The sequence below is a fragment of the Pseudomonas sp. ICMP 10191 genome (genome assembly GCF_001467335.1).
GTDB lineage: Bacteria > Pseudomonadota > Gammaproteobacteria > Pseudomonadales > Pseudomonadaceae > Aquipseudomonas > Aquipseudomonas cerasi.
This window is the reverse complement of record NZ_LKGW01000106.1, coordinates 61,911-82,899: the sequence shown is the minus strand read 5'-3', so window position 1 is coordinate 82,899 and position 20,989 is coordinate 61,911. Positions and strand designations below refer to the sequence as shown.

Sequence of the window (20,989 nt, the reverse complement as noted above, 5' to 3'; positions counted from 1 at the left end):
CGCCACAACGCATCAGGTATGACAAAGAAATTTATTCCCGCAAGACAGATGAATTCAGGGGGACAAAGTGAAATCGTAGCTTATGTATCAAACAAAAATGTCACGGGGCCATCATTTATCAGGTGCACCTGCATGTCTGCACCAAACTGGCCCGCCGCTACCGTGGGATGCGCGATTCTGGCCTGGCTCAACAGATAGTCGAACAACTCGGCACCCAGCGCTGGAGGCGCGGCTTTCGAGAAGCCCGCGCGCAACCCGCTTTTGGTGTCTGCAGCCAGCGTGAACTGGGAAACCAGCAACAAGCCGCCACTCACCTCGCGCAAAGACAGATTCATCTTGCCCTCGGCATCGCTGAACACTCGATAATTGAGCAACTTGTGCAGCAACTTATCGGCACTGGCGCGGGTGTCTTGAGGCTCTATTCCCACCAACACCAGTAGGCCCTGTTCAATCGCACCCACGACCTCAGTGCCGACTTCGACGCGCGCACTTCGCACGCGCTGCAACAAACCTTTCATAGATGCCTTTCCAGACTCAAAACCAATACCGGATCACTGTCACGCTTCTTCGGGCGGCAGGTCGAGCAGGTTGCGCGCAACCTCTGCAGCAGCCCGCACCAGTGCGTCGGCGATACCGGGTTCGGCTGCCGAGTGCCCGGCCTCGCGAATCACCTGCAGCTCGCTGCCAGGCCAGTTCTGGTGCAGCTCCCACGCATTGTCCAGCGGACAGATGACATCGTAACGACCGTGGACAATGATTGCCGGCAGGTGCGCGATCTTCGGCATGTCGCGAATCAGCTGGTTGTCTTCCAGAAAGGCGTTGTTCATGAAGTAGTGGCATTCGATGCGCGCAATGGACAACGCACGGTGCGGCTCGGCGAAGCGATCGACCACTTGCGGATTGGGCCGCAAGGTGGCGCAACGCCCCTCCCAGGTCGACCAGGCCTTGGCGGCATGCATCTGGGCAATCTGATCCGGCCCGGTGAGCCGCTTGTGGAAGGCAGCCAGAATGTTGTCACGCTCGTCCAGCGGAATCGGCGCGACATAATCCTGCCAATAATCCGGGAACAGACGGCTGGCACCTGCCTGATAGAACCAGTCGATTTCCTGCTGACGGGCAAGGAATACGCCACGCAGGATCAGCGCATGCACGCGGTCGGGATGGGTCTGTGCATACGCCAGGGCAAGGGTCGAGCCCCACGAACCGCCGAACAACACCCATTTGTCGATCCCGAGGTGCTCGCGGATCGCTTCAAGGTCTTCCACCAGTTTCCAGGTGGTGTTGTTTTCAAGGCTGGCATGCGGAGTGGAACGACCGCAGCCGCGCTGGTCGAACGTGACGATGCGGTACAGGTTGGGATCGAAATAGCAGCGACTGTGCGCATCGCATCCCGAACCCGGGCCGCCGTGGATGAACACCACCGGCAACCCTTCTGGCGAGCCACTTTCATCGACGTAAAGCACATGCGGTTGTTCCACGGCCAGATCGTGCCGGGCGTAGGGTTTGATCTGCGGGTACAAAGTCTGCATAAGTGCTCCATAAGTCCAATTTAGAGGCTTCTATTATTCTGCCGTGGGGCATCATAAACCCGAAACGAAGAATCAGCATGCTGCACGTCATCGATCAGGATGGAACGAACGATGCAAGCGTTTTGCCAATTTCAACGGTGCGCGAACCAGAGCCGTTGCGCTGGGTCGAAGCGAGAGCTGTGCCGTCAATTATTTCTCTTTTTTTCAGGAAATAATTGACGACACGCCTACAGTCTAAGAATCCCGTTTTCCATTCGTCAGACTACTTGAGGTTTTACCGATGTCTCAGGAACCACTTGTTCGTGACGCTGATGTGGCCGCTTTTCGCGCCGCTGTGCTCGCCAAACTCACCTACTCGGTGGGCAAGGACCCCGACCATGCGTTTGAGCATGACTGGTTTGAAGCTGTTGCCCTTGCCGCCCGCGACCACATGGTCGAACACTGGATGGACCACACGCGGCAGATCTATCGCAAGGTTCAGAAACGCGTTTACTACCTGTCTCTCGAATTCCTGATAGGCAGGCTGCTGTACGACAGCCTCAGTAACCTCGGCCTGCTCGAAGTCGCTCGCGAGGCGCTGACCGAACTGGGTGTGGACATCGAGCGCATCCGCCTGCTTGAACCGGATGCGGCACTGGGTAACGGCGGCCTGGGTCGTCTGGCGGCGTGCTTCATGGAAAGCATGTCGACCCTGGGTATCGCGGGTCATGGTTACGGCATTCGTTACGAGCACGGCCTGTTTCGTCAGGGCATCGTCGATGGCTGGCAGCAGGAACAAACCGAGAACTGGCTGGACTTCGGTAACCCATGGGAATTCGAACGCCCTGAGGTGGTTTACTCCATTGGCTTCGGCGGCAGCGTCGACACGGTCCCGACCGAAGCAGGCGACTCGCGTCAGGTATGGCGTCCGGGCGAGACCGTTCGGGCCATCGCCTATGACACCCCGGTGGTAGGCTGGCGTGGCAAGAGCGTCAACACGCTGCGCTTGTGGCGCGCCCGTGCAGTAGAAGACCTGCACCTGGAACGCTTCAACGCCGGCGATCACTTCGGCGCGGTTGCCGAAGTGGTGCGCGCCGAAAGCATTTCCCGCGTGCTTTACCCGAACGATGCAACCGAAGCGGGTCAGGAACTGCGTCTGCGTCAGGAATACTTTTTCGTCTCCGCGTCGCTGCAGGACTTGCTGCGCCGCCATCTGAACCAACACGCCACGCTGACGGATCTGTCCGAGCACGCGGCGATTCAGATGAACGACACGCACCCCTCGATCGCAGTGGCCGAGCTGATGCGTCAGTTGATCGACAACCACAACATCCCGTGGGACACCGCGTGGAAAATCACCGTCGGCACCCTCGGCTACACCAACCACACCCTGCTGCCTGAAGCGCTGGAAACCTGGTCGGTCGGTCTGATGGAGCGGATGCTGCCGCGCCACATGCAGATCATCTACCTGATCAACGCGCAGCACATTGACACACTGCGCGCCAAAGGCGTCGACGACGTCAACGTACTGCGTGCCGTATCGCTGATCGAAGAAGACAACGGTCGTCGGGTACGCATGGGCAACCTGGCGTTCCTCGGCTCGCACAGCGTCAACGGCGTTTCGGCGCTGCACACCCAGCTGATGCGCAAGACCGTGTTCGCCGAGCTGCACAAGATCTACCCGGAGCGGATCAACAACAAGACCAACGGCATCACCTTCCGCCGCTGGCTGTTCCAGGCCAACCCGAAGCTGACCGAGATGCTTGTCGAGTCACTCGGCGAGGATGTTCTGGACAACGCCGAGACGCGCCTCAAAGAGCTCGAGCCGTTCGCCGAGAAGTCGTCGTTCCGCAAGCAGATGGCCGATCAACGCCTGCACAGCAAGCGTGCGCTGGCCGCGATCATTCACGAGCGCCTGGGCATTGCCGTCAATCCTGCCGCGATGTTTGACGTTCAGGTCAAGCGGATTCACGAATACAAACGCCAGTTGCTGAACCTGTTCCACACGGTTGCTCTGTATCAGGCCATTCGCGCCGAGCCGGGTACCGATTGGGTGCCACGGGTGAAGATCTTCGCCGGCAAGGCGGCGGCCAGTTATCACTCGGCCAAGCTGATCATCAAGCTGACCAACGACATCGCACGGACCGTGAACAACGATCCGACCGTACGCGGTCTGCTGAAAGTGGTGTTCATGCCCAACTACAACGTCAGCCTGGCGGAGAGCATCATCCCGGCGGCCGACCTGTCCGAGCAGATTTCCACCGCAGGCCTGGAGGCGTCCGGCACCAGCAACATGAAGTTCGGCCTCAACGGCGCACTGACCATCGGTACGCTGGACGGTGCCAACGTGGAGATGAGCGAGCAGGTCGGGCTGGAGCACATGTTCATCTTCGGCATGTCCTCGCAACAGGTCGAAGCCCGCAAGCGTGCAGGTGAATTCAGCGCGCACGACGATGTGGCCGCCTCCGGACGCTTGAACGATGTCCTGCAGGCGATCCGTGGCGGTGTGTTCTCGCCGGATGATCCGAACCGTTATGTGGGGCTGATCGATCAGTTGCTGGCGTATGACCGCTTCCTGGTCTGCGCTGACTTCGACTCGTATTGGGCGGCCCAGGCCAAGGTCGAAGAGCGCTGGCACGACTCCAAGGAATGGTGGCGCTCGGCGGTCCTCAACACCGCACGCATGGGCTGGTTCTCCTCGGACCGGACCATCCGCGAGTACGCCGGAGACATTTGGAAGGCGCTGGACTGACGTCAGAGCCTGAAAAGACTCACAACCCCAGTGGGAGCGAGCCGGGCGACGCTTCGCTTGCTCGCGAAGAGGCCATTAAGGTCTCCGTAAAGAAGGCGCTCGAGACGACGCCTTCGTGAGCAAGCTCACTCCCACAAGCGCCACGAGGATCTGTCTCAGTCCTGCAGAGACTCTGGTGCCCCCGGCATAAAACATTACAAACGATGTCCGCCCGCCCCTATATACTGCGCTCGATGAACCTTCACACATCGAAAAGGATGTCGTCGCGTGCTTTGGATTTGTCTGGTGTTGGGCGGCGCTGCGCTGGGCTATTCGCTGAGTTATGACGAGTGGGCCGGTGCACTGATTGGTGCAGTCATGGGCTGGGCCGTGTGGGCCGGCATTCGCGTGCGCGTGCTTGGCAGGCAATCGGCTGATCAGCAGCAACAACTGCTCGCAAACCGCAAATCCCTCGACGCCCTTCAACAGCGCCTGAGCGCACTCGAACGTCAGTCCGCGCCTGGCGTACCGCCTGCGCAGGACCCTGCGCCGCTTCCACTCGATGCGATCATTGTCGAAGCACCCGGCGACGGCCCCGAGCTGATCTGGGACCTGCCGGACGAAGCGCCGCAGGTAGCAACACCTGTCGAGCCCGCCCCGCCGATACACGAGCCAACCAACACAGCAAAAACCAACCCGCTGGACAGCGCGATCAACGCCGCAAAAGACTGGCTGTTGGGCGGGAATGCAGTGCTGCGCGTGGGTGTCGTGGTGCTGTTCCTCGGCCTGGCGTTTTTGCTGCGCTATGCCACTGAGGGCATGGTCGTGCCGCTTGAAGCACGCTACGCCGCAGTCGCCGCCAGTGCGCTGGCCCTGCTCGGTCTGGGCTGGTGGCTGCGCAGGCGCAACGGTCCTTACGCCTTGATGCTGCAAGGCGCAGGCGTTGGGGTGCTGTACCTGACCGTGTTCGCCGCGATGAAACTGCACACCCTGCTGGACCCGACCCTGGGCTTCGCGCTGCTGGTCGCAATCACCAGCTTCTCAGCCATTCTGGCGCTGACGCAAAATTCGCTGGCACTCGCCTGCGCTGGCGCGCTCGGCGGCTTCGCGGCACCGTTGCTGGCCTCGACCGGGCAAGGTAGCCATATCTCGCTGTTCAGTTACTTTGCCCTACTCAATGCGGGCATCATCGCCATCGCATGGTTCAAGGCCTGGCGCACGCTCAACCTGATCGGCTTCTTCGGCACTTTCGGCATCGGCTTCGCCTGGGGCCTGCAGGCTTACACTCCGGCATTGTTCTGGAGCACCGAGCCCTTTCTGATGGTGTTCTTCCTGATGTATCTGGCCATCGGCCTGCTGTTTGCCCGCCGCAAACTGCTCGAACTGGACAGCGCGCCACCTGACCATACTCGCGAAGCCATGCTGCGCTGGGCTGCGCGTCAGGGCGATTACGTCGACGGCACGTTGTTGCTGGGCACGCCGATAGTCGGCTTCGGCCTGCAATATGCGCTCGTCGAGCATTTGGAATTCGGCGCTGCGTTCAGCGCGCTTGGGTTGGGCTTGATCTACATGGCGCTGGCACGCTGGCTGGCAGCACGTGCACCGGGCCAAACCGCCTTGCTGATGGAAACCTGCCTGGCGCTGGGCGTGGTGTTTGCCACGCTGGCGATCCCGTTGGGCCTGGGTTCTCAGTGGACGACGAGCGCGTGGGCTGTGGAAGGCGCGGCGATTTTCTGGCTGGGTTTGCGGCAGCAGCGCAAGCTGGCACAGGCTTTCGGCCTGCTGCTGCAACTGTGCGCCAGCGTGATGTTGATCAATGCGTCAGGCAGCGCCGACTCGGCTGACGACTACTGGACGCCGATGATCCTGGCCATCGGTGCGCTGGTCAGTGCCTGGAGTGCGTACCGCTTCAACACCCTGACCCTTATCGATCAAAAAGTCGCCAGAACCGTACTGACCGTATGGGGTGCGATCTGGTGGTCGGTTTCATTGATCAGCGTCGTGCAGTTGTACGTTCCCATTGGAGTGCAAACGTCTGTGCTGTTGATCGCCGCCGCGCTCAGCGTGGCAATCTGGACAGTGCTGTCCGTACGCTTGCGCTGGCCAGACCTCGCCGCGCTGTGCAGCACGCTTACGCCCGTCAGCGCAGCATTACTGTCGGGCTCGCTGAGTGAACATTACCACCCCGCCGCCCACTGGGGCTGGCTGGCCTGGCTGGTGGTGTTCGCCGTGCATCTGCTGACTCTGCGCTATCTGGCAGACCGGCAGCCCATCCTCGCACGACGTGTCGCTCACACCGCGGGCTGCCTGCTGATCATCGCCGTGCTGGCTCTGGAACTGCGCTTCGGCCTGCTGCAACTGTCCGAACATTACAACGCCTGGCGCTGGCTGGGCTGGGCGATTCTGCCGAGCCTGTTCCTGCTGGCGATGAGCTCGGCGCGCCAATGGCCGTGGCCGGTAAAAGCCTGCCCCGAAGCCTATCACCTCGGTGCCGCTGCGCCGCTAGCGGTGTTGATGCTGGCGTGGTTCTGGCTGGCGAATACCTTGAGCGACGGCGCGGCGGAACCACTGCCATATATCCCGCTGTTCAACCCGCTGGAAATCGGTTTGCTATTGTCACTGGCAGGGGTCTGCCTGTGGCTGCGCAAACAGGTCATGCGCCTTGGTAACGCTGCGTTGCTGGTGGCTGGCGCCTCGCTGTTCCCGCTGGTCACGACAATGGTCATGCGCACGGCGCATCATTGGGCTGATGTGCCATGGAACACCGGGGCGCTGCTTGACTCGATGCGCGTCCAGGCCGGGTTGTCGATAGTCTGGACGCTGATGGCACTGGCCCTGATGATCGGCGGTCACATGCGCTCCAACCGCCAGCTGTGGCTGGGCGGAGCAGCGTTGATCGGGATGGTGGTGGTCAAGCTGTTCTTCGTCGAGCTGAGCAATCGTGGCGGCATGGAGCGCATCGTCTCGTTCATCGGTGTTGGCATTTTGCTATTGGTGGTGGGATATTTCGCACCATTACCGCCGAAACACTCTGCCACAGAGGCCGGCGAAGAACCCGGCCCAGGCTCGACTGCCGCGCCGGACACGCTATGAGGAAACCGTTCTTGAGTCATCCTGCCATGAAGATCGCCGTGCTTGGCCTGGCCTTGTGCACGGCGATAACCGCCCTCGCTCAGGACAAACCGGCGGACTTTGCCAGCCAGACGCCGCTGAGCCTGAGCGGCGAAGGGCCGTGGTATCGCATCGAGTTGCCGCTTGCCGTCCAGTTGAATGCCCGGCAGACCGATCTGAGCGATGTACGTGTGTTCAATGCCGAGGGCCAGACGCAGGCTTACTCGATCACGCCGCGCCAACCCGCCCCCGAACAAGAGCCGGTGCCGATTGAGGTCAACTGGTTCGCCCTGTACAGCACACAGGAATCAGCCGACGCCGCGCCGGTCATCCGTATCGAGCGCTCCAGCAACGGCAGCGTGATCGAGGTCCAGCCACAAAGCGATATCGAAGCGGGCGAAGAAGTGCTGCGCGGCTGGTTGCTGGACACCAGCGCAATCAAGGCACCGCTGGAGCAGTTGGTTATCGACTGGAGCACCGAGCGGGAGGGCTTCCAGAACTTCAGCATCGAAGCCAGTGATGACCTGCAGCACTGGCGCAACTGGGGCGAGGGACAGGTTGCACGGCTGTCGTTTGCCGACGAAGTGGTCGAACAGCGCGAAGTCGGCCTGCCCGGCCAGAGCGCGCGCTATCTGCGCCTGCTGTGGCATTCCCCGCACAGTGCGCCGCTGCTGATCTCTGCGCACCTGCTGAGTGCCAGCAGCGACACTCCAGCCACGCCGCTGACCTGGTCGCCACCGGTCAAGGGCAGCGTCGAAAGCCCCAACGAGTATGTCTGGCAACTGCCCACCGGCTTGCCGATAGGCCGCGTCAGGATCGACATCACCCAGCCCAATAGCCTGGCACCGGCGACGCTCTACGGCCGGCTCGATGCCGGGCAGCCCTGGCAGCCAATCAGCAGCGGCCTGCTGTATCGGTTGTCGCAGAACAACAGCGATGTCCTGCAGGACCAGTTGCAATTGTCCGGACGCATCGTTCGGCAGCTCAAGCTGGTGGTGGATGATCGCGGCGGCGGACTGGGCAGTGAAGCGCCGCAGTTGAGTGTGGCCGTGCCTGCCACGGAGGTGGTGTTCCTGGCGCGCGGTAACGGGCCCTTCACCCTGGCAATCGGCAACCCGAGCGTCAAGGCTGCCAACCTGTCGCTGGCCACGCTGATTCCCGACCTGAGCCCGGAGAAGCTCGCGACTCTCGGCACAGCAAGCCCGGCCACGGCTACCGTGGCCAACATGGCCGCTGCGCCGATCGCCGTGCAACAAACTACTGACTTCAAACGCCTGGGGCTTTGGGCCCTTATGCTGCTTGGCGTGGTGTTCCTTGGCTGGATGGCATTCAGCACGCTGCGCGCTGCAAAACGCTAAAACGGGCGGCCTGTCAGGTGCGGTTCGCCTGACATCTGAACTGAAACAGTCTTAAGCCAGTCTCATAGCAGTATTACGTCGCCACTCGCGTTAAACTGCGCGGGTTTTCATACCCCCTATTTTCGGAGCTATCCATGTCCCGCGTTACACTAAGTCGTTACTTGATTGAGCAGACTCGCAGCAACAACACCCCTGCCGATCTGCGCTTCCTGATCGAAGTTGTGGCGCGCGCATGCAAGGAAATCAGCCACGCCGTCTCCAAGGGCGCGCTGGGTGGCGTACTGGGCAGCATGGGCACCGAAAACGTGCAGGGCGAAGTGCAGAAAAAGCTCGATGTGATCTCCAACGAGATTCTGCTCGAAGCCAACGAATGGGGCGGTCACCTGGCCGGCATGGCTTCCGAAGAAATGGACAACGCCTACCAGATCCCGGGCAAATACCCGAAGGGTGCCTACCTGCTGGTTTTCGACCCATTGGACGGCTCGTCGAACATCGACATCAACGCACCGGTCGGCACGATCTTCTCGGTACTGCGCTGCCCGAACGAATACCTGAGCCAGAACGAAGCGCTGAATGAAAAGGCCTTCCTGCAGCCAGGCACCGAACAGGTCGCCGCCGGTTACGCCATCTACGGTCCGCAAACCATGCTGGTCCTGACCCTGGGCGATGGCGTGAAAGGCTTCACCCTGGACCGTGAAATGGGCAGCTTCGTGCTGACTCACGAAGACATCACCATCCCGGAGTCCACTCAGGAGTTCGCGGTCAACATGTCCAACCAGCGTCACTGGGAAGCCCCGGTACAGCGCTACGTGAGCGAGCTGCTGGCCGGTGAAGACGGTCCGCTGAAAAAGAACTACAACATGCGCTGGGTCGCGGCGATGGTTGCCGACGTGCACCGTATCCTGACCCGTGGCGGCCTGTTCATGTACCCGCGCGACAGCCGCGAGCCTTCCAAGCCGGGCAAGCTGCGCCTGATGTACGAAGCCAACCCGATGTCCTTCCTGGTAGAACAGGCTGGCGGCGCGTCCACCGACGGCCATCAGCGCATTCTCGACATTCAGCCTGAAGGCCTGCACCAGCGCGTAGCGGTGTACCTGGGTTCCAAGGAAGAAGTCGAGCGTGCCACCGCGTATCACAAGGCGTAAGACGCCTTCTGCACCGGTAGTGATCGGGCCATGCTCGATCACTGCCGAGTGAGCCAATGCTCTGAAACACGAGCAGTCAGCCATTCGCTCAGCCCCGTCTGCGGGCCAACTATCTGATCCTCGGCACAAATCCTTGCGCCGTCCGGGAACCAGAGTCCCTTTTTCTCTTCTAAGCTTGCGGTACTGCGCCAGCGCCAGACTGCACCGGCTTGCACTGCGACGCGACCCCCTTCCGTTCAGGAGCTACATCCATGTCCTTGCGTTCTGTCGCGTTACTCTCGTTCTGCGTCCTGCTGGCTGCCTGCAGCAAGATCACTCAGGAAAACTATTCCAAACTGTCCGCTGGCATGCCCAAGGCTCAAGTCGAGTCCTTGCTGGGCAGCCCGACGGAATGTTCGGGTGCCTTGGGCATGTCGAGCTGCACCTGGGGCGACCAGAACACCTTTATCAGCGTGCAATACGCAGCGGACAAGGTGGTGCTGTTCTCGGGTCAGGGTCTGAAATAACCCATGATCAAGGTACTGGTACGTTTTGGAATTTGTGTCATGGCCAGCTTTTTGGCCATCGGTTTTGCCCACTCGGCTGACAACCTCGAGCCAAAGACTGTAGGTAACGTCGACCTCAAGCAGTATCAGGGTACCTGGTACGAGATCGCCCGCTTGCCGATGTTTTTCCAGCGCAAGTGCGCTCAGTCCGAGGCGCGTTACACGCTCAAGGACGACGGCAACATCGCAGTGACCAACCGCTGCCGCACGATTGAAGGCAAGTGGGAAGAAGCAACGGGTACGGCTTCGCCGCAGGTTGCGGGCAAGACCGACAAACTGTGGGTTGTGTTCGACAATTGGTTCTCGCGCCTGCTGCCCAGCGTCGCCAAGGGTGATTACTGGATTCTGGACGTCAGCGAAGGCTACCGTACCGCCGTGGTCGGCAACCCGGATCGCAAATACCTGTGGCTGCTGTCGCGTACACCGACCGTCTCCGCATCGGTCAGGGAAGACATGCTGAGCAAGGCCCGCCAGCAAGGCTACGACACCTCACGCCTGATCTGGCGCGAGGATGACTCGAAGATCGGCAAGGGCGAGAAGTAACCAGGCTGGAACAAGCGTCCGCAAGAACACTATCGTGCCCATGCTCCGCGTGGGCACGCCGTTCTGGACGCTCTGCGTCCTCTCTTGCATCAGCCGAGCAATTCCCTCAACACCTGCGCGAACTCGCGGTTGCTTTGTTGTTCTGCGGCGTGTCGCCCCTCACGTATGACCCATCGCCCGTTGACCGCCACGTCGCGGATCTGCCGGTCGCTGCCGGCGAACAGCCAGCGGTTGAGGATGGCGTCTTCCGAGGCCGTGGCGATGTACGGGTCATTGCCATCCAGCACCAGCCAGTCGGCGCGTTGACCCACTTGCAGCGTACCAATCTGCTGCCCCAATGCCTGCGCGCCACCGGCAAGTGCAGCGTCATATAGCGTGCGGCCAACCATGGGCTGATCGCTGCGATACAGCCGGTTGCGGCGCTGATCGCGCAGACGCTGGCCGTATTCCAGCCAGCGCAGTTCCTCGACCACACTGAGCGAGACGTGACTGTCCGAGCCGATCCCCCAGCGACCGCCCTGAGCAATGTAGTCCACCGCCGGAAAGATCCCGTCGCCGAGGTTGGCCTCGGTGGTCAGGCATAACCCGGCCACCGCGCCGCATTGCGCCATCAGAGCCACTTCATCCGCCTCGGCATGGGTCGCATGGACCAGGCACCAGCGGTTATCCACAGGCACGTTTTCATACAACCATTGCAACGGGCGCCGACCGCTCCAGCTCAGGCAGTCATCGACTTCCTTCTGCTGCTCCGCGATATGAATATGCACCGGACACTGCCGGTCGCTGGCCGCCAGCACCTCACTGATCTGCTGCGGCGTCACTGCGCGCAGCGAGTGGAAGCAAAGACCGAGTTGCTGGGCAGGCTGAGCCGCCAGAACCGGACGCAGACGAGCCTGCACATCCAGATAGCTGTCGGTGCTGTGGATAAAACGCCGCTGGCCTTCGTTGGGTGCCTGCCCGCCAAAGCCGGAATGGCTGTACAGCACCGGCAGCAAGGTCAGGCCGATACCGACCGAACCGGCCGCCTGGCTGATCTGCAGCGCGAGCTCGGCAGGATCGGCATAGGGCTTGCCGTCACTGTCCTGATGCACGTAATGAAATTCGGCCACCGAGGTGTAGCCGCCCTTGAGCATCTCGATGTACAGCTGACGAGCGATAACGCCCAACTGCTGCGGGCTGATGCGCCCCACCAGGCGATACATGAGATCGCGCCAGGTCCAGAAACTGTCGTTGGGGTTGCCGGCCACTTCCGCAAGCCCGGCCATTGCACGCTGGAACGCGTGGGAGTGCAGGTTAGGCATGCCAGGCAGCAAAGGCCCGCTGACTTTCTCGGCGCCCTGCTGAGCGGCATCGGCCTCGACGCGGGTCAAAATACCGTCCTGACTGACCTCCAGACGCACATTGCTGGCCCAGCCGTCGGGGAGTAACGCGCGCTCGGCAAAGAAGGCTGACATTGACTTCACACCTCATCACTGTAATTTGTATATACATATACAGACGTTTCAGCGACCGGTAAACCGCCTGCACGCTTGCCGAGCAGCAGGTTAATGGTTAGCGTGAGCGCTTTGCAGCGTCTGAATGCGCTCGAAAACACCGTCTCGAACAACAAGGACTCCCACGTGTCGACTCCGCCCGCCGCTTCTTCCCTGGCAGCCCAGATGGGCGAAAGTCCCGCACCCTTGTACGCCCGCGTGAAACAGATGATCGCTCTGCAGATTCAGAACGGCACCTGGCCGCCGCATCACCGTGTGCCGTCGGAAAGCGAACTGGTGACGCAACTGGGCTTCAGCCGCATGACCATAAACCGGGCACTGCGCGAGCTGACCGCCGAGGGCCTGCTGGTGCGCATGCAGGGCGTCGGCACCTTTGTCGCCGAGCCCAAGAGCCAGTCGGCGCTGTTCGAAGTGCATAACATTGCCGACGAGATTGCCGCGCGCGGCCATCGCCACACGTGCAAGGTCATGGTCCTCAAGGAGGAAGCCGCTGGCTCCGAGCGCGCCCTGGCGCTGGACATGCGCGAAGGCCAGCGGGTTTTCCACTCGCTGATCGTGCATTACGAGAACGACATCCCGGTGCAGATCGAGGACCGCTTCGTGAACGCCCAGGTCGCTCCGGACTACCTCCGGCAGGACTTTACCCTGCAGACGCCTTACGCCTACCTCTCGCAGGTTGCGCCGCTCACCGAAGGCGAGCATGTGGTCGAGGCGATTCTCGCCGAAGCCGATGAATGCAGGCTGTTGCAGATTGAGGCGGGGGAGCCCTGCCTGCTGATTCGCCGTCGGACCTGGTCTGGTCGTCAGCCGGTTACCGCTGCGCGCCTGATCCACCCCGGCTCCCGTCATCGCCTGGAAGGACGCTTTACCAAATGAACCAGACCCGCATTTTGCGCGCCGTCGACTACCCGCGCATGCCGTGGAAAAACGGCGGTGGCAGCACGGAAGAGATCGCTCGCGACGCCGGCCAGGATCTGGACGGTTTCGGTTGGCGGCTGTCGATTGCCGACATCGAAACCTCGGGCGGCTTTTCGGTGTTCGCCGGTTATCAACGCATCATCACCGTCCTGCAGGGCACGGGCATGACGCTGGACGTGGATGGTCTGAGCAGTCGTCCGCTGCTGCCATCGGACCCGTTCGCATTCAGCGGTGACAGCCAGGTCAATTGCACCTTGCTGGACGGGCCGATTCGCGATTTCAACCTGATCTACGCCCCACACCGCTACACTGCACGTCTGCACTGGATAGACGTGCGTCACCCGCAACGCCTGTTCAGCTCTGCCAGCACCCTGGTGCTGTTCAGTATGGCCGAGCAAGTGGCGATCAGCGTCGACAGCCAGCCGTGGGAAATTCTTGGCAAACACGATTGCGCTCAGGTGGACAATGCTGGCGGTCTGCTCGAAGTCGAACTGCAATCGCCTCGCGCCAGCCGTTGCTGCCTGATTGAGCTCACTGCCACAGGCCAGTAACCGCATTCCTGGCATTACGATAAAAAAGTGCTTCGTTTCAAGGACAACCATGACTCAAGTTCCGAACCGGGAAACGCCCAGAGGCATTGCCGTCCTCGCACGCTTCCTCGCCTCCGAATCAGCTGGCGGCATCGTGTTGATGGCCGCTGCGCTGGCGGCATTGATCGTTGCCAACTCGCCTCTTTCTGCCGGCTATTTCTCGATCCTGCACAGCGTCTGGCTGGGCCTCTCGGTCGAGCTGTGGATCAACGACGGGCTGATGGCGATCTTCTTCCTGATGGTCGGCCTGGAGATCAAACGTGAAGTCCTCGCCGGTGGTCTGGCGACCTGGGGGCAACGAGCCCTGCCCGGCTTTGCAGCGGCAGGCGGCATGCTGGTGCCTGCGCTGATCTACATCGCGATCAATTGGGGCAATCCGCAGACCCTGAGCGGCTGGGCGATCCCGGCAGCCACCGACATCGCCTTTGCCCTCGGCGTGCTGTCGCTGCTCGGCAATCGGGTGCCGACCTCGCTGAAGGTGTTTCTGGCCGCGCTGGCGATCCTCGACGATCTGGGCGCCGTGACGATCATCGCCTTCTTCTACAGCTCCGGTCTGAACCTGCCGATGCTGGCCGCCGCCTTCGTGACGCTGGCGGTGCTGATCGTCATGAATCGTTTGAACGTGCGCCGTCTGCTGCCTTATCTGCTGCTCGGCGCGCTGCTGTGGTTCTTCGTCCTGCAATCGGGTGTGCATGCCACGCTGGCCGGTGTCGCCCTGGCGCTGTGCATCCCGATGGGCAAGCCCGAGGAAGAAGCCCGCTCGCCACTGCTGTTCCTCGAAGAAAAGATGCACTACTGGGTGGCCTTCGCCGTGGTGCCGATCTTTGGTTTTGCCAATGCGGGCGTGTCGCTGGCCGGCATTACCTTGGGCAACCTGGTCGATCCTGTGCCGCTGGGCGTTGCGCTGGGGCTGTTCGTGGGCAAGCAGATCGGCGTGTTTCTCGCCGCTGTGCTGGCCATACGCGCCGGGCTGGCGGTGTTGCCGGAGGGCAGCAACTGGGTGCAACTGTACGGCGTGGCGATTCTGTGCGGCATCGGTTTCACCATGAGCCTGTTCATCGGCAACCTGGCGTTCCCCGGCTCGCAACACCTGATCGACGAGGTGAAGGTCGGCGTACTGATCGGCTCGGGTCTGGCCGCGATTGCCGGGATTGTGCTGCTGCGCAGCCGTTTCAGCCGGCGCTGAAAAAATATTTTCAAATCACTGCATCCAGATGGGTTTCTCGCGGGTAGTACATTCAGCAGCCACTTCGAGTTGCTGAGCGCGGTTAAACCTTCTGGAGATTTCTGCATGAACGCAAAACGCTTGCTCTGCCTTGCTGGTACTACTCTGGCCTTCACTTGCCTGTCGTCCGTTGCCATGGCTCAGACCGACCTCCCCGAAAGCGTCCGTGTGCCGGCTGGCAACAAGGTCGGCATGCAAACCACCGGGGTTGGCGAGATCACCTACGAGTGCCGCGCCAAGGCCAACATGCCCAACGAAATGGAGTGGGCGTTCGTCGGTCCCAAAGCAGTGCTCAACGACAAGAGCGGCAAACAGGTCGGCACCTACTACGGCCCACCTGCCACCTGGGAAGCCAAAGACGGTTCCAAAATAACCGGCACTCAAGTTGCCGTGGCCCCTTCGAGCGCCGGCAACCTGCCATACCAGCTGGTCAAGGCCAACCCGGCTGAAGGCAAAGGCGCCATGACTGGCGTGACCTACATTCAGCGTGTAGCCCTGAAAGGCGGCGTTGCCCCGGCCAAAGCCTGCGCAGAGAGCAACAAGGGCGCGAAGGAAGTGGTCAAGTATCAGGCCGACTACCTGTTCTGGACTGCGAGCTGATAGCCATCATTCACCGGGTGACTGCGCAGCCAGTGGTCTATGCTGCTGCGCGGGAGCCTCGTGATGTCAACGAGGCAGTAGTCTTGCATTGATGGCGGATCATCTTGTCTTCGCACGAATCTCTCTTTGATTACGAAGCGACGTTGCAGGCCTGCGCTCGCGGTGAAAAGCAGGCCTTGCAGCGTCTCTATCAACAGGAAAGCGCCCGGTTGCTCGGCGTCGCTCAGCGCTTGGTGCGTGACCGCGCGCTGGCCGAAGACATCGTGCATGACGCGTTCCTGAAAATCTGGTCCCACGCGGCCAGCTTCGATGCCTCGCGTGGTTCGGCACGTGGCTGGATCTTCAGCGTGACCCGCCACCTGGCGCTCAACACATTGCGCAACACGGCTCGCGAAGTGCGTGTCGAGGACGACGGCAGTGAAGATCATCATGAACAGGCGACACTGGAAGGCTGGCAGGAAATCGGCGATGCCTTCGATTGGCAGGTCAATCCAGGGCGGATCACGTCATGCCTGGAGCAGCTGGAGCCGGTAAGACGCAACTGTGTTTTTCACGCGTACGTGGACGGTTATTCGCATCAGGAAATCGCGCAGAAAATTGGCGCGCCATTGGGGACGGTCAAAGCCTGGATCAAGCGTAGCCTGACGGCTTTGCGGGAGTGCATGGGATGACCCGGCCTTTAGACGACAACATTCACGAGCTGGCGGGCGAGTATGTACTCGGCACGCTCTCGGCGCAGAAGCGGCTCGACGTACAGCGTCGCCTGTCGCGCGAGCCCGACCTGCAGGCCGCCGTCGATGCCTGGGAACAGCGTCTGCTGCCCCTGACCGAACTGGCCGAACCGGTGATGCCCTCGCCCGGCCTGTGGGATCGTATCGAACGTAACCTGCTGGACATGACCGCGCCTGCCAGCACGCCGCAAAGACCGCGCGTTCGCTGGTGGGACAACCTGTCGATCTGGCGCGGACTGGCCGGAGCAGGCCTGGCTGCTTCACTGGTACTGGGCATGACGCTGCTGACCCGCGCACCGGCGCAACCGTCTTATCTGGTGGTCCTCGTAGGACCGCAGGACAAGGCTCCCGGCTGGGTCGTGCAGGCCAGTAACCCGCAGGAAATACAGCTTATCCCGCTGGGCGTGTTCGAGGTTCCGACCGACAAGGCGCTGGAGTTCTGGACCAAGGGTGACGACTGGCAAGGCCCGGTTTCGCTTGGGCTGGTCAAGCCGGGAGAGAGCCTGCATGTGCCGCTGGATAAACTGCCGCCGCTGCAACCCAACCAGTTGTTCGAGCTGACACTGGAGAAATCCACCGGCTCGCCAATCGGCAAACCCACCGGGCCGATTCAGTTCATCGGCCGGGCGGTGAAGGTGATCTGACGCGAAGGTCGCCTACTTGCGGCTGCAGTCGTCCTGTTGCAGCAGGTTGGCCTGGGTCAGGTTGCAGTCTGCCGGTACGCTGCGCGTCAGCCAGACATTGCCGCCGATGGTCGAACCCTTGCCGATGGTGATGCGACCCAGAATGGTCGCACCCGCGTAGATCACCACGTCGTCTTCAACGATTGGATGCCGTGCGTGGCCTTTCTGCAACTGACCGTCCTCGTCCGACGGGAAGCGCTTGGCGCCCAGGGTCACGGCCTGATAGATCCGCACCCGCTCGCCGATGATCGCGGTTTCGCCAATCACCACGCCTGTTCCGTGATCGATAAAGAAGCTCGGGCCGATCTGCGCACCCGGATGAATATCGATACCGGTCGCCGAATGGGCGATTTCCGAGCTGATACGCGCCAGCAACGGCAAGCCGGCGCGATACAGATAATGCGCCAGCCGATGGTGGATCACCGCCAGAATGCCGGGATAGCACAGCAGCACTTCATCGACACTGCGCGCCGCAGGGTCGCCGTGATAGGCGGCCAGCACGTCGGTGTCCAGCAACAGACGAATACCCGGCAGGGCCATGGCGAAACCCTGGATCAGCTCGAGTGCTCGCGCATCGATGCTCTTCAGGTCACCGCCCTGCTGATGGGCCACGTAGCGCAATTCAAGCCGGGCCTGAGCCAGCAGTGCGTTGAGCGCCACATCCAGCGTATGGCCGACATAGAAGTCCTCGCTTTCCTCACGCAGGTCCACCGGGCCCAGGCGCATCGGGAACAGTGCGCCGCTCAAGGCTTCAAGAATCTCGCCCATGGCCGCACGCGAAGGCAGCTCACGCCCACCGTGTTCACCGCTCACTCGCCTGTTGCGAGCCCGCCAGTCTTCACGCGCGCTGCGCAACTGGCTGACGATGCGCTGCAACTGCCAGTGGCTGGAGCGGCCGTCGGCGGACGCTTCTGGAATATCGCTCACGCTTGACTCTCCTTGATGTAAAGGGTGGCGACCGACAGTACGGGCCGCTGCTGTTGCCACTCTACGGCAAACATTCAGACGAAAAAAACAACAATTTCTGTCGGAATACGCGAAGAGAGCCGTGCGCACAGATAAGTTGCCGTGCGAGAAACGTCTGCCTATAGTCCGCTGACTCTTTACACGGCTTATCGACCACCATGATCAAAAATCAGCTTGCCCGCTTCAATCGCCTGGACCTGATCAGCGCGCCAACGGCTCTGGAAAAGCTCGAGCGCCTGTCGGTCTGGGCAGATCGTGATATCTACATCAAGCGGGATGACACCACGACGCTGGCCCTGGGCGGCAACAAGGTGCGCAAACTCGAGTACCTGGCCGCCGATGCGCTGGCCCAGGGTGCCGACACACTGATCACCGCCGGGGCCATCCAGTCCAACCATGTCCGCCAGACCGCAGCGCTGGCCGCGCGCCTGGGCCTGGGCTGTGTGGCGCTGCTGGAAAACCCCATCGGCACCGAAGACCCCAGTTACCTGAAAAACGGCAACCGCCTGCTGCTGGAGCTGTTCGATGCCAAGGTCGAGCTGGTGGAAAACCTCGACAACGCCGACGAGCAACTGCACGCCCTGGCGGCACGCCTGCGTTCCAGCGGCAAAAAGCCTTATCTGGTGCCCATCGGTGGCTCGAGCCCGGTGGGGGCGCTGGGTTATGTGCGCGCCGGGCTGGAACTGGCCGAGCAGATCAAGCAAACCGGTATCGAGTTTGCGGCCGTCGTTCTGGCCTCCGGCAGTGCCGGCACGCACAGCGGTATAGCGCTGGCTCTGGCTCACGAGCTGCCGCAATTGCCGGTCATCGGCGTGACCGTGTCGCGCAGTGAAGAAGCACAGTTGCCCAAGGTTCAGGGCCTGGCCGAGCGCACCGCAGAGTTGCTCGGCGCTCCGTTGCCCGAACACTTCAAGGTCGAACTGTGGGATGAGTATTTCGCGCCACGGTATGGCGAACCGAATGCCGGCACGCTGTCAGCTATCAAGCTGGTGGCCAGCCACGAAGGGCTGTTGCTCGACCCGGTCTACACCGGCAAGGCCATGTCCGGTCTGCTCGATGGTATCGGTCGTCAACGCTTTAACGACGGCCCACTGATCTTTCTGCACACCGGCGGTGCGCCAGCGCTGTTTGCCTATCCGGATGCGTTCGACCAGTGACGTTTCAGCCAACGGGTCCTTTATGCTTTTGTGGAGGGAAAATAACTTTTTTTGTTATTTTTCCTCATAAGCTGATGGCTATATAGTCGCGCCCGGCAGACCACAACGCTTAACCTTACACCTGACGTAACTGCCTGAAAAAAAGCTGAATAATCAGCACGAAGTTGCTTGAGTCGGGTCAGAAAATGGCCAGACACTTCCATACCAACAAGGGGCTTGCATGAACATTTCCGCTATTCGTCGTACGTTTCTTTTCTCGGCAATGGGCTTGATGCTCAATGCCGGTATCGCCGGGCAAGCCATGGCTGGCGAGCAACTGCAGAAAATCAAGGACAGCGGTACGCTCAATGTAGGCCTGGAAGGCACTTACCCACCGTTCAGCTTCGTCGATGAGAGCGGCAAGCTCACCGGCTTCGAAGTCGAGTTTTCCGAAGCGCTGGCCAAGGAACTGGGCGTGAAGGCCAAGATCCAGCCGTCGAAATGGGATGGCATCCTGGCCGCTCTGGACTCCAAGCGTCTGGACGTGGTGATCAACCAGGTGACCATCTCCGACGAGCGCAAGAAGAAGTACGACTTCTCCGAACCCTACACCGTGTCCGGCATTCAGGCGCTGGTTCTGAAGACGAACGAAGACAAGATCAAGACAGCCACAGACCTGACCGGCAAGAAGGTCGGTGTGGGCCTGGGCACCAACTACGAGGAATGGCTCAAGGCGAACGTTCCGGGCGCGATCGTCAAAACCTATGACGATGACCCGAGCAAGATCCAGGACCTGAGTGTAGGTCGTATCGATGCGATCCTCGTTGACCGTCTGGCCGCGCTGGAAATGGCTGCCAAAACGAAAAACAAACTCGTCCCTGCAGGCGACGCCTTCTCCCGCCAGGAATCGGGCATTGCCCTGCGCAAAGGCGAGCCTGAATTGCTGGCGGCCATCGACAAGGCCATCGACAAGCTGCGTGCCGACGGTACGCTGAAGAAATTGTCGGAAAAGTACTTCAACGCTGACGTCACCAAATGATTGAAGAGAGCCTTCAGCTCGCGCTGGACTCCGCGCCCTTCCTCCTCAAGGGCGCGCACTACACCGTCTTCCTCAGTATTGGCGGGATGTTTTTCGGTTTGCTGCTGGGCTTCGGCCTCGCCTTGATGCGCCTCTCGCGCATCAAACCGGTGAACTGGATAGCACGCATCTACGTGTCGTTCTTTCGCGGCACGCCCTTGCTGGTGCAGCTGTTCGTGATTTATTACGGCCTGCCGGAGCTGGGTATCCAGCTCGAACCGCTGAGCGCTGCGCTGATCGGTTTTTCCCTGAACATGGCCGCTTACGCCTGCGAAATCCTGCGCGCGGCCATCAGTTCGGTGGAGCGCGGCCAGTGGGAAGCCGCGGCCAGTATCGGCATGACCCGCTGGCAGACCATGCGTCGGGCGATCCTCCCGCAGGCCGCACGCACCGCATTGCCGCCACTGGGCAACAGCTTCATCTCGCTGGTCAAGGACACGGCGCTGGCAGCCACCATCCAGGTGCCGGAGCTGTTCCGTCAGGCGCAGTTGATCACCGCACGCACCTTCGAAATTTTCACCATGTACCTGGCCGCTGCACTGATCTACTGGATCCTTGCCACGGCGCTCTCGCACCTGCAAAACAAGCTGGAAGCCAGGGTCAACCGGCACGATCTGGAGACCTGACA

General features: G+C 61.2%; 20 protein-coding genes. 16 read left to right on the top strand and 4 right to left on the bottom strand.

Annotation, left to right across the window (positions count from 1 at the left end; genetic code table 11):
• Positions 1 to 80: 80 nt before the first annotated feature.
• Together dtd and pip are read right to left on the bottom strand one after the other, a co-directional pair.
• Positions 81 to 518: a D-aminoacyl-tRNA deacylase gene (gene dtd, locus AO388_RS12400; protein ID WP_058397805.1), complete on the bottom strand. Its 438-nt coding sequence runs from the start codon at positions 516 to 518 to the stop codon at positions 81 to 83.
• A 39-nt stretch (positions 519 to 557) separates the two neighbouring features.
• The gene (gene pip / locus AO388_RS12395; RefSeq protein WP_003365948.1) at positions 558 to 1,529 is read right to left on the bottom strand and encodes a prolyl aminopeptidase; all 972 of its coding nucleotides are present in this window, start codon (positions 1,527 to 1,529) and stop codon (positions 558 to 560) included.
• Between the two features lie 77 nt (positions 1,530 to 1,606).
• Here pip and AO388_RS29165 point away from each other — a divergent pair, with 77 nt between their 5' ends.
• From AO388_RS29165 to AO388_RS12365, 7 genes are all read left to right on the top strand, one after another.
• Positions 1,607 to 1,744, top strand: a complete 138-nt coding sequence (locus AO388_RS29165; protein WP_154583503.1) for a hypothetical protein — start codon at positions 1,607 to 1,609, stop codon at positions 1,742 to 1,744.
• Between the two features lie 65 nt (positions 1,745 to 1,809).
• Positions 1,810 to 4,260, top strand: coding sequence for a glycogen/starch/alpha-glucan phosphorylase (locus AO388_RS12390; RefSeq protein WP_003365946.1), 2,451 nt, complete (start codon positions 1,810 to 1,812; stop codon positions 4,258 to 4,260).
• Between the two features lie 267 nt (positions 4,261 to 4,527).
• Complete coding sequence (locus tag AO388_RS12385) at positions 4,528 to 7,332, top strand: DUF2339 domain-containing protein (RefSeq protein WP_058416536.1); 2,805 nt, start codon at positions 4,528 to 4,530, stop codon at positions 7,330 to 7,332.
• A gap of 26 nt (positions 7,333 to 7,358) precedes the next feature.
• The gene (locus tag AO388_RS12380) at positions 7,359 to 8,708 is read left to right on the top strand and encodes a DUF3999 domain-containing protein (protein ID WP_058416535.1); all 1,350 of its coding nucleotides are present in this window, start codon (positions 7,359 to 7,361) and stop codon (positions 8,706 to 8,708) included.
• 134 nt (positions 8,709 to 8,842) lie between these two features.
• The gene (locus tag AO388_RS12375) at positions 8,843 to 9,853 is read left to right on the top strand and encodes a class 1 fructose-bisphosphatase (RefSeq protein ID WP_003341445.1); all 1,011 of its coding nucleotides are present in this window, start codon (positions 8,843 to 8,845) and stop codon (positions 9,851 to 9,853) included.
• A 251-nt stretch (positions 9,854 to 10,104) separates the two neighbouring features.
• Entirely contained in the window at positions 10,105 to 10,359 is a 255-nt protein-coding gene (gene bamE, locus AO388_RS12370) for an outer membrane protein assembly factor BamE domain-containing protein (protein ID WP_003403102.1), read from the top strand.
• A gap of 3 nt (positions 10,360 to 10,362) precedes the next feature.
• Positions 10,363 to 10,941, top strand: coding sequence for a lipocalin family protein (locus tag AO388_RS12365; RefSeq protein WP_003432336.1), 579 nt, complete (start codon positions 10,363 to 10,365; stop codon positions 10,939 to 10,941).
• Between the two features lie 89 nt (positions 10,942 to 11,030).
• Here AO388_RS12365 and AO388_RS12360 read toward each other — a convergent pair whose 3' ends face one another.
• Positions 11,031 to 12,395, bottom strand: a complete 1,365-nt coding sequence (locus tag AO388_RS12360; protein ID WP_058416534.1) for a formimidoylglutamate deiminase — start codon at positions 12,393 to 12,395, stop codon at positions 11,031 to 11,033.
• A gap of 204 nt (positions 12,396 to 12,599) precedes the next feature.
• On the opposite strand from AO388_RS12360, the gene hutC reads away from it, so the two are divergent.
• The 6 genes from hutC to AO388_RS12330 all read left to right on the top strand — a co-directional run bounded on the left by hutC (position 12,600) and on the right by AO388_RS12330 (position 17,142).
• Entirely contained in the window at positions 12,600 to 13,310 is a 711-nt protein-coding gene (gene hutC / locus AO388_RS12355; RefSeq protein ID WP_161420743.1) for a histidine utilization repressor, read from the top strand.
• Positions 13,307 to 13,903: a HutD/Ves family protein gene (locus AO388_RS12350; protein ID WP_058416533.1), complete on the top strand. Its 597-nt coding sequence runs from the start codon at positions 13,307 to 13,309 to the stop codon at positions 13,901 to 13,903. Before hutC ends, AO388_RS12350 begins: the two co-directional genes overlap by 4 nt.
• A gap of 49 nt (positions 13,904 to 13,952) precedes the next feature.
• Positions 13,953 to 15,128 (top strand): Na+/H+ antiporter NhaA, encoded by a 1,176-nt coding sequence (gene nhaA, locus AO388_RS12345; protein WP_003432334.1) that lies wholly within the window; start codon positions 13,953 to 13,955, stop codon positions 15,126 to 15,128.
• Between the two features lie 105 nt (positions 15,129 to 15,233).
• A complete protein-coding gene (locus tag AO388_RS12340; protein WP_003365928.1) occupies positions 15,234 to 15,767 on the top strand; it encodes a DUF3455 domain-containing protein in 534 nt (177 codons plus the stop codon).
• Positions 15,768 to 15,871: 104 nt separating this feature from the next.
• Positions 15,872 to 16,438, top strand: coding sequence for a sigma-70 family RNA polymerase sigma factor (locus AO388_RS12335; protein WP_003365926.1), 567 nt, complete (start codon positions 15,872 to 15,874; stop codon positions 16,436 to 16,438).
• Positions 16,435 to 17,142, top strand: coding sequence for an anti-sigma factor (locus AO388_RS12330; protein WP_044308739.1), 708 nt, complete (start codon positions 16,435 to 16,437; stop codon positions 17,140 to 17,142). Before AO388_RS12335 ends, AO388_RS12330 begins: the two co-directional genes overlap by 4 nt.
• A 12-nt stretch (positions 17,143 to 17,154) precedes the next feature.
• On the opposite strand, the gene epsC is transcribed toward AO388_RS12330, so the two are convergent.
• Complete coding sequence (gene epsC, locus AO388_RS12325) at positions 17,155 to 18,108, bottom strand: serine O-acetyltransferase EpsC (RefSeq protein WP_003432332.1); 954 nt, start codon at positions 18,106 to 18,108, stop codon at positions 17,155 to 17,157.
• Positions 18,109 to 18,305: 197 nt separating this feature from the next.
• Between epsC and AO388_RS12320 the strand changes: the two genes are divergently transcribed.
• The 3 genes from AO388_RS12320 (at position 18,306) to tcyL (ending at position 20,987) form a co-directional block, all read left to right on the top strand.
• A complete protein-coding gene (locus AO388_RS12320; protein WP_054081249.1) occupies positions 18,306 to 19,304 on the top strand; it encodes a D-cysteine desulfhydrase in 999 nt (332 codons plus the stop codon).
• 220 nt (positions 19,305 to 19,524) lie between these two features.
• Positions 19,525 to 20,322, top strand: coding sequence for a cystine ABC transporter substrate-binding protein (gene tcyJ, locus AO388_RS12315; RefSeq protein ID WP_003432330.1), 798 nt, complete (start codon positions 19,525 to 19,527; stop codon positions 20,320 to 20,322).
• Positions 20,319 to 20,987, top strand: coding sequence for a cystine ABC transporter permease (gene tcyL / locus AO388_RS12310; protein ID WP_058416532.1), 669 nt, complete (start codon positions 20,319 to 20,321; stop codon positions 20,985 to 20,987). The genes tcyJ and tcyL overlap by 4 nt, the downstream gene beginning before the upstream one ends.
• The last annotated feature ends 2 nt before the right edge of the window (positions 20,988 to 20,989 follow it).